Genomic DNA, 8711 nt, shown 5'->3' on the forward strand with positions numbered 1-8711 from the left:
TCTTGTTCCGTGCCCTGCTGAGCCATCGGCGGGCGCCCCAGCGTGAAAGAAAGTAAACCCGTGACTGACAGCGTAACCAGCGACGGCGATCTCAACGGCCTGCGCATTCTCGTCGTCGAGGACGAAGCCGCGATCTCCCTGCTCCTGGAAGACATGCTTCTCGACTTCGGCTGCGAGGTGATCGGCCCGGCCGCACGCCTGTCAGCCGCCCTGGACGCCGTGGCGCGCGAACAGGTCGATCTGGCGATCCTCGACGTGAATGTCGCCGGCGAGCCGATCTACCCGGTCGCCGAAGCCCTGGCACAGCGGTCGATCCCGTTCGTCTTCTCGACGGGCTATGGCAGCGCGGGCATCCGGGACGCCTTCCGTGACCGCCCGGTTCTGCAGAAACCCTTTGCCCAGAACGATCTGAAGCAGAAGCTGCTGATGGCACGCGGCAAGTCGGCCTGAAATCGCATCCCGCGGTCATTCCCCTCCCACCTGTTGCGGGAATGCCGCAATCGTTCACCCTGTGCTGCAAAACACATCGTCCGTGATGTGAATCGGCTTTGTTCCTGAGCGTATCCTGCTAAGTTCCAGTAACGTTAGAGCAGGTAACCTTTCGATCGAGCCGACCCTCCATGTCTTTCCGTTCCCTCAGGTTTCTGGCCGCTGCAAGCGTCCTGGCGCTGTCCCTTGCCGATGCTCAGGCGCAGGAGCCCGTGGCGCGCCAAGCCCCCGCTGCGGGCGCCATCGTGGCGGCCAAGGGCGGCGAGGAGATGCGCTTCGTGCGCGAGGACCTCTGGCGCGCCGCCCAGCTCCAGCAGAGCCTCGTGGGCGGCGACACCCTGCGCACCAACGCCATCGGCAATCTGGCGATCCTGTTCAAGGACCAGACCCAGATCCGCGTCGGCCGCAACTCGACCCTGACCGTCAACGACGTGGCCGGCGGCGGCGACGCGAACACCCAGCTCAGCCTCCAGGCCGGCAACATCTGGGCCCGCGCCGCCCGCGGCGGCTCGGGCGTCGACGTCAAGACGCCTGCCGCGGTGGCGGCGATCCGCGGCACCGACTGGTCCCTGTCGGTTGACGGCGCGGGCAAGACCTCCCTGGTGGTGCTGGAAGGCGTCGTCGAGCTCAAGAATCCGCAGGGCGCGGTGACGGTGCGTCAGGGCGAAGGCGCGGTGGCGGCCGTCGGTCAGGCGCCGACGAAATTCGTCCTCGTCAGCCCCAATGACCGCGAGCAGATGCTCTTCTACATGACGATGCGCGAGGTGTTCATCAACCTGCCGACCACGACCTTGGAGACCAGGCAGTTCAAGGCCGAAGGCGCGCGGATCCAGGCTCTGCCGGCCGAAGCCCGCACGGCGGAGGATTGGCTCACCCTTGCCGAAAGCCTCATGAATTCCGGCGACAGGCGTGCGGCGGCGGCCCCCCTGGCGGAGGCCCGCAGCCGCCCGATGACTCGGGCGCAGCGTGCCCGCGCCGACTACCTGGAGGCCCTCATGGCCGGTGCGGACCGCCGCTGGCAGGACGCGATCAGGCTCTTCGAGCGCGCCAAGCCCGGTCTGGACTCCCGGCGCCGCGGCTGGGCCGAGTATGGCCGCTACGCGGCGGCCTCCCTGGCGGATCCGAAGCGGGTCCAGCCGGTCCCGAAGGTCCCGGTCAAGGATCCCAGAACGGCGGAGATCAGTGCCTATCTCACCGGTTTCCGCCAGGATCTCAAAGCCGCCGCCGCCGAGGCGGCGGCCGCCGAAAAGGCATTTCCGAACGATGCCGGCCTTGCCATTCTTTCCGCGTCCCTGGCCCAGGATCTCGACCATCGCGAGGACATGTACGCGGCCTATGAACGGGCCAAGGGCGCCGATCCGACCGATCCGAACGTGGTCGCGTTCGGGGCGACGATCAAGGCGGATTACGCCCGCGACATCGACGGCGCCCTGGCCGACCTCTACGCGGTCGTGAAGACGGAACCGAATTTCTCGCTCCTGAACCAGATCGGCCTGCTCGAACAGGGCCGCGGCGCCTTCGTCGAGGCCGAGGCCGCCTTCCGGCGCGCGCTCGCGATGGAGCCGCAGAACCCGATCCCCTATGTCAACCTGGCCCTTCTCCTCCTCGACCAGAGCCGGGTGGACGAGGCGGGCGCTCTCATCGACAAGGCGCTGGCGCTCGACCCGACCACCGCGTACACGGCCCGTGGACGCTATCTGCTGCAGAAAGGCAGGATGGCCGAAGCGATCGAGTTCATGCTGGCCGGCTCCGCCGTCAATCCGGCTCTCGCCAACGACCAGGTCACCCTGGCCGACGGCTATTTCCAGAACGGCGATTACGAGCTCGCCTGGCAGACCCTCGACAATGCCGACAGGCTCGATCCGAGATCTCCCATCATCCCCATCCTGCGCACGGCCTTTGCCCTCGACCTTTATCTTGCCGACGAGGCGATCCTGGCCGCGCGCGAGGCCCTGAAGCGCTACCGGGACCGGGGCGGCGATTATGCCGGGATCTCGGTCAGCAAGCAGACCGGCTCCTATCCGGTCGAGGCCTACCGCTTCATCAACCTGCACGATTGGGCGCGCTTCTACGCCGACCGCACCTTCGATCCCTTCGAAGCCCAAGGCTATTTCGATCAGGCGATCGTCAGCCGCCCCGGCCTGTTCGCCACCGAACCGACGCTCGATACTGCGGAAGGCACGGACCTCAACAGCGCCGCCCTGAACCTCTCGATCCAGGGATTGCTTCTCGATCCCCTGGCCGTCGCTGGGCGCATCGGGCGCTACGATCCGATCCGCCGCCCTTTTCTCGATACGGAAATCGGTGGCGGGGCGATCGTGCGCGGCGGCCAGGTCGGCTATCAATCGGGCGTGTTGGTCAACGGCTTCGTCAACGAGCCGCTGCCCACGAGCTTCAGCCTCTCCGCGAGCGCCAACGAGGCCCGCGGCGATCTGACCGCCGACAACGAGAGGGGACGGGGCATCACCTTCAGCCTCGGCACCGCACCCAGCGCCGCTGATCGCTTCCTGTTCATGGGCTGGGCGAACGAGGGACAGCCGGGCCTGACCGACATCAACCGGATCGACCTCACACAGCATATCGAGCGGGACACGACCAACCTGTTCGGAATGGCCGGCTGGAGCCACACCTTCGGGTACCGGAACGTGCTTTCGGCCGCCGTGTTCGCGAGCCGGAACGACACGCTCGACCGCGGTGAGGTCTGGGATTACGGGTTCTACCCCGAACTCGGCAATCCCTATGCCATCCACACCCTCTGGAGCCAGAAGCAGCGCGTCGACGGCGTGGTCGGCGCCGTCAGCCACGCCATCGGGATCGGCGACTTCAACTTGCGCTACGGGCTGGAGGCGCAGGCCGGTCAATTGCGCGACAGAGGCGTCAGCAACAGCGATCTCTACTACTTCAGCGGCATCGGCAGCGACAGCGACAGCGTCGCGTCCGAGAGCCCGTTCCGCGGAGGCCGCGCGTATGCGGACGTCCTGTGGCGTCCGAACGACTGGTTCGAGGCCGAGGCCGGGATCCATCGCACCTTCCTCGACGTCAGATACGACAGGCCCGATGTCTGGGTCTCGCCCCGCTTCGGCATCGGCATCTCGCCGCTGGAAGGGCAATGGCTCCGCGCCGCCTATGTGGAGAACGCCGACACGTTCCTGAGCTACACGCTCGCGCCGACCACGACGGTCGGGTTGATCCCCAACGATACGCCCGCCAGCGGGCCGACCAAGAGCCTCGTGCTGCGCTGGGATGCGGAATGGACGCCGCGAGTCTTCACGGCCCTGGAATATCAGCGGCAGACCGTGAACGATCTCAACGTTCCCAGGATCAACACGCTGAGCAGCTTCGAGGACATCGAGGAGGCCCGCGCCGAATGGCTCGCCGCCACGATCAATGTCTGGCTCGGTCATGGGATCGGCGTCTTCGGCACCGTGGGCGGAGCGACGTCGAAGATTTTGGAAAGCTCGCGGAGGGATGAGCCCACAGGCATCGGCGAGCCGGTTCCCTACATTCCGGAGCGCTTTGCCCGCTTCGGGATGACCTTCGTCCATCCGAGCCGCCTGCGGTTCACCCTGACCCAGAATTTCATCGGCGAGCGCTCGGGCTCCTACGGGAACGACCGGCTCGATTCGTACTGGACGACCGACGCCGCCCTGACCTGGGAAACGCCGGACCGGCGCTTCCAGGTCGGCGTGACGGCGCTGAACCTGTTCGACCAGAGATACGATTTCGGGTTCGACATCCCGGCTCCGGGCCGCACCGTGGCGGCGAGCGTGAAGGCGCGGTTCTGAGTGAGCGGCGGAGGATCGACAGCGAGAGACCACGCAGGAGAGCCCCTCTGGCGTCACTTCGCCATGGCCGCGCTGATCGCCGCTCTGCTGATCCCGGTTCTCGCCTTCCCACCCTTTCGCCTGGTCGAGGCGCGGCTCTACGACATTCTCTCCGTCATCGCGCCGCCCCTGCCGGCGCAGCCGGGCGCCGTGGTGGTGGCCATCGACGAGCCGTCCATCGGCGAAGTCGGCCAGCGCTGGCCCTGGTCGCGGGAGCTTCACGCCAGGCTGGTCGAGAACCTGCGGGCCGCCGGCGCGAAGGTGATCGCCTTCGACATCATCTTCGCCGACCCGACCACGGAGGTGGCCGACACGGCCTTCGCAGGGGCGCTCGGACCGGACGTGGTGCTGGCCGCCGACGACGTGACCACGCCGCTGGCCCAGGGCGTTCAGGTCACCCGGGTCATGCCTCTCGATCCGTTCATCGATGCCGGCGCGGCCATCGGCGTGGCGTCCTTGGATCTCGACGGCGACGCCTATCTGCGGCGCATGCCGCCATTGAACGACAGCCTGGCGGCCGAAGTGCTTCGCCTGAAGGGCGAACCGCAGGGGCCCGCCCCGGACGGCGCCCTGATCCAGTATTTCGGGCCGGCCCGCTCCTATCCGACCGTCTCCTATTACCAGGCCCTGAAGCCGGACGAGTTCCTGCCGCCCGGATTCTTCAAGGACCAGGTCGTGCTGGTGGGCCTGAGCCTGAAGCAGGCGACCTCCGCCGAGATCGGCGCGCCCGATACCTTCCCGACGCCCTATACGCTTACGGAAGGGACGCTCACGGCGGGCGTGGAGGTCCAGGCCACGATCCTCGACAATCTCAGGCACAATCTCTACGTGCTGCCCGTGCCCCGGCTCGTCATGGCGCTTCTGGTGATCGCCGGAGCCCTCCTGGCCGCCGCCTTCTCCACCCGGGGCGTGTCCTGGCGGACCGGGCTCGCGGCGGCGTTCCTGGTCGCGTTCTTCTTCGTCGGGGCATGGGCCATGCTGCGCCTCGGCCGCGTCTGGGCCCCGCCGGCCCTGCCGGCCGCCGCGGCGCTCGCCGTCTTCGGCGCGCGGTTCGGGCTCGATTACGCCCGGGAGCGCCATCTGCGCCGCACCGTGTCGGAAGCCTTCTCGCGCTACCTCTCGCCGGATCTTGTCGCTCAGCTCGCCCGTGATCCGAGCGCCCTCAAGCTCGGCGGCGAACGCCGCGAACTCTCGATCCTGTTCTGCGACGTGCGCGGCTTCACGACCCTGTCCGAGAAGCTGAAGGACGAGCCGGAGCGGCTGACCGCTCTCATCAATCGCCTGCTCGATCCGCTCTCCGAAGCGGTGCTCGCGGAAGGCGGAACAATCGACAAATACATCGGCGATTGCGTGATGGCGTTCTGGAACGCGCCGCTGCCGAGCCCGAACCATCCGCTGCGCGCGGCTAGGGCGGCCATGCGCATGCTGGAGGCGGTCGAAATCCTGAACGCCGAGCTGAGCCGGGAACAGGGCGAGGACGCGCCGCGCTTCGCCATCGGGGTGGGCATCAACACCGGCGATTGCGTGGTCGGCAACGTGGGATCGCGCTGGCGCTACGATTACTCGGTTCTCGGCGACACGGTGAACCTCGCCTCGCGCCTGGAGAGCCTGTCGAAGGAATACGGCGTTTCCATCGTGCTCGGGCCCGCGACGGCGAGCGCCCTGCAGGAGCATTTCGTGCTGATCGAACTCGACCGGATCGCCGTGAAAGGCCGCGCCGAGAAGACGGCCATCTTCACCATCCTGGCGCCCGCAACCCAACCTCAGGATCCGGCGCTAGCCGAATTGATCGAGCTGCATCCGACGGTTCTCGACACCATCGGGGCCGGACGGCGGGTGGAAGCCCTCGCGCTCGTCCGGCACTGCCAGACGCTCGCCCCTTCCCTGTCGCGCTATTACGGCAAGCTCCTGCTGAAGGCGACGGCTCTCCCGGAGTGACCCGCCGCCGGCTTCCGGCACCCGGGATCGCACCTTCGTTCTGCGCGACCAGGTCCGACGTCCGGACGAAACGTCTTTTCGAAGACCTGACTTTGCGAACGAATTGCAAGTAAAAACAAAGTCTTGCGCTTGGGAAAACAGCCTCTATAAGGTCGCCTCGTTTCCCGCAGAACTCTCTCGTCAAGCATCGCGCCATGGACAAGATTCAAAAACTTGCCCTGGGCAGCATTTTCGTCGGAACGGTTGTTCTCGTTCTGAAATATGCCGCCTACTACATTACGGGCAGCATTGCGCTTTATTCGGATGCGCTGGAAAGCATCATCAATGTGGTGACCGCGTTGGCGGCCTTCATGGCGGTGCGCCTGAGCGCTGCCCCGGCGGACGCCAACCATCCCTACGGACACCACAAGGTGGAGTATTTTTCCGCCGTCCTCGAAGGCGTTCTGATCATCGTGGCCGCGCTGGCGATCCTGCGGGAGGCCTATTTCGGCTTCCTGTCGCCGAAGATGATCGACGCCCCCATGGAGGGCCTGGCGATCAATGCCTTCGCGGGCGTCATCAACGCCTTCTGGTCCTGGCTGCTGATCAGCCGCGGACGGCGCATGCGCTCCCCGGCGCTTGTGGCCGACGGGCGCCATCTCCTGACCGATGTGATGACCTCGGCGGGAGTCCTGATCGGCCTTCTGCTGGTTCCCATCACGGGCTGGTACTGGCTCGACTCCGCCCTTGCGGCTCTGGTGGCCGTCAACATCCTCTGGTCCGGCTGGGGGCTGATGAAGGAAAGCATCGGCGGCCTCATGGACGAGGCCCTGCCGGAGGCGACGCTCGCCCGCGTGCGCGAGGTCATCGCGGTCAACGCGGAAGGCGCCATCGAAGCGCACGACCTGCGCACGCGCCATGCGGGCCGGATGACCTTCATCGATTTCCATCTCGTGGTGCCCGGCCACATGAGCGTGACCGACGCCCACGACATCTGCGACCGCCTGGAACGGGCGCTCAAGGCCGCCGTGCAGGACGCGCTCATCACGATCCATGTCGAGCCCGACAACAAGGCCAAGCACGCCGGCATCGTGGTTCTCTGACGCCTCGCGTGGCTTGCGCGGACACATCGCCCGTGGCATTCATCCGCGCATGACCGATCGTGCGACCCCGGCCGCAACCCTTTGGTGGCGCTCCTGACAGGAGCGGCACGTCGTCATGTTTTTCGCCACGACCATAGCCGCCACGTGTGGCAGGCATCGTTCGTGATCCAATCAGGCCCTTCCTCATGGCGGCTCTCATCCGGAGAAGCCCCATGTCTACACATCCCGTTTCACGCCCTGTCGTGCTCGTGCGGGCCGGCACGCCGGCGGCGCGCAATGCCACGCAGGCGACTCTGGACGAACTGCGCGGGAGCCTGGGACTGTTCACCCTGGAGCAGCCCGGGCTCCAAGCGCCGTGATGCAGCGTAGTACCGAACCGAGCCACACGCGACGCCTGCTTCAAGCATCAGCGCCAGGTCGTCACGGCGCGAGGTCAAAGATTAATAGAAAGTAAACGCACGCAACTATATCATAGTCAGGGGCAATTTACTGCTGCTGTTGCCTGTTCTCGCATCTTACTAAGTAATATTCCGTAATGTGCGATGCAGCATGGAACGATTATAAACAAGACACCTGTTGCAAGCGCGTCGCGGGGGCGTGCGCCTCCCGCGGCGATGCGGGCAGGTCATCGAAGGACTATGCGTTTTCTCAATAACCTGAAGCTGATCGTCAAGTTAGCGATTCCCACCTTTATTCTCGTCGCCGTCAGCATTGGCCTGATCGTCATGGCCGATCGCGGTTTGAACAATATTGCCGATGACACCACGGATCTGGTCGAGCATGACGTGGCCCGTCTGACGGCCATCCTGCAGATCAACGCCGAGGTGAACGAGGCGAGCATCCAGGAGAAGAACCTCATCCTTCTCAATGCCGGCCAGCAGGATCGCCTGAAGAGCGGCGAAGGCGTTTATCAGGAGTACAAGAAGCTGGCCCTGCAGCATGCCAAGGAACTCGTCGATCTCTCGAATACGGCGGAGCGCCGCAAGATCAACGAAGAGATCCAGGCGACCCTGAACACCTATTTCGACTTCATGGACAAGAGTGTCGCCTTTGCCATGCAGGACAACGACCCGGCAGCCTTGGCGATCTCCAACGGCGAAGGCCGCGACGTTCGCAAGAAGGCCCGTGAACTGCTCACCGCGCGGATCGACGCGAACAAGAAGGCTCTGGCCGAGTCGGCTGACGATGGCGCAGAGCTTGCCGATGAGACATCGACAACGCTCATCGCATCGGCGGTCGTCGGCATTCTGTCGGCTCTCGGGTTGCTCGGTGCGATCGTGATCGTCGGCATTACCCGCCCGCTCGGTGCAATGGCCGGCGCCATGGGCCGGCTGGCGGACGGCGACCTGTCGGTCGAGGTGACCGGCGTGGAGCGCAA

6 protein-coding genes are annotated in these 8711 nt (G+C 65.7%); all 6 read left to right on the forward strand.

Going from position 1 to position 8711, the window contains the following annotated elements:
- Window positions 1–60: 60 nt before the first annotated feature.
- Window positions 61–450: a response regulator gene (locus tag KBI52_RS11735; protein ID WP_173949037.1), complete on the forward strand. Its 390-nt coding sequence runs from the start codon at window positions 61–63 to the stop codon at window positions 448–450.
- Between the two features lie 170 nt (window positions 451–620).
- Complete coding sequence (locus KBI52_RS32890; RefSeq protein WP_210807615.1) at window positions 621–4274, forward strand: FecR domain-containing protein; 3654 nt, start codon at window positions 621–623, stop codon at window positions 4272–4274.
- A 63-nt stretch (window positions 4275–4337) separates the two neighbouring features.
- A complete protein-coding gene (locus tag KBI52_RS11745) occupies window positions 4338–6251 on the forward strand; it encodes a CHASE2 domain-containing protein (RefSeq protein WP_210807617.1) in 1914 nt (637 codons plus the stop codon).
- A 194-nt stretch (window positions 6252–6445) separates the two neighbouring features.
- The gene (locus KBI52_RS11750) at window positions 6446–7333 is read left to right on the forward strand and encodes a cation diffusion facilitator family transporter (RefSeq protein WP_173949040.1); all 888 of its coding nucleotides are present in this window, start codon (window positions 6446–6448) and stop codon (window positions 7331–7333) included.
- Window positions 7334–7545: 212 nt separating this feature from the next.
- The gene (locus KBI52_RS11755) at window positions 7546–7692 is read left to right on the forward strand and encodes a hypothetical protein (RefSeq protein WP_210807619.1); all 147 of its coding nucleotides are present in this window, start codon (window positions 7546–7548) and stop codon (window positions 7690–7692) included.
- A gap of 279 nt (window positions 7693–7971) precedes the next feature.
- Window positions 7972–8711, forward strand: a 740-nt coding sequence (locus KBI52_RS11760; RefSeq protein ID WP_210807621.1) for an MCP four helix bundle domain-containing protein, incomplete at its 3' end; no start/stop codon positions are given.

The sequence above is a fragment of the Microvirga sp. HBU67558 genome (genome assembly GCF_018069605.1).
GTDB lineage: Bacteria > Pseudomonadota > Alphaproteobacteria > Rhizobiales > Beijerinckiaceae > Microvirga > Microvirga terrae.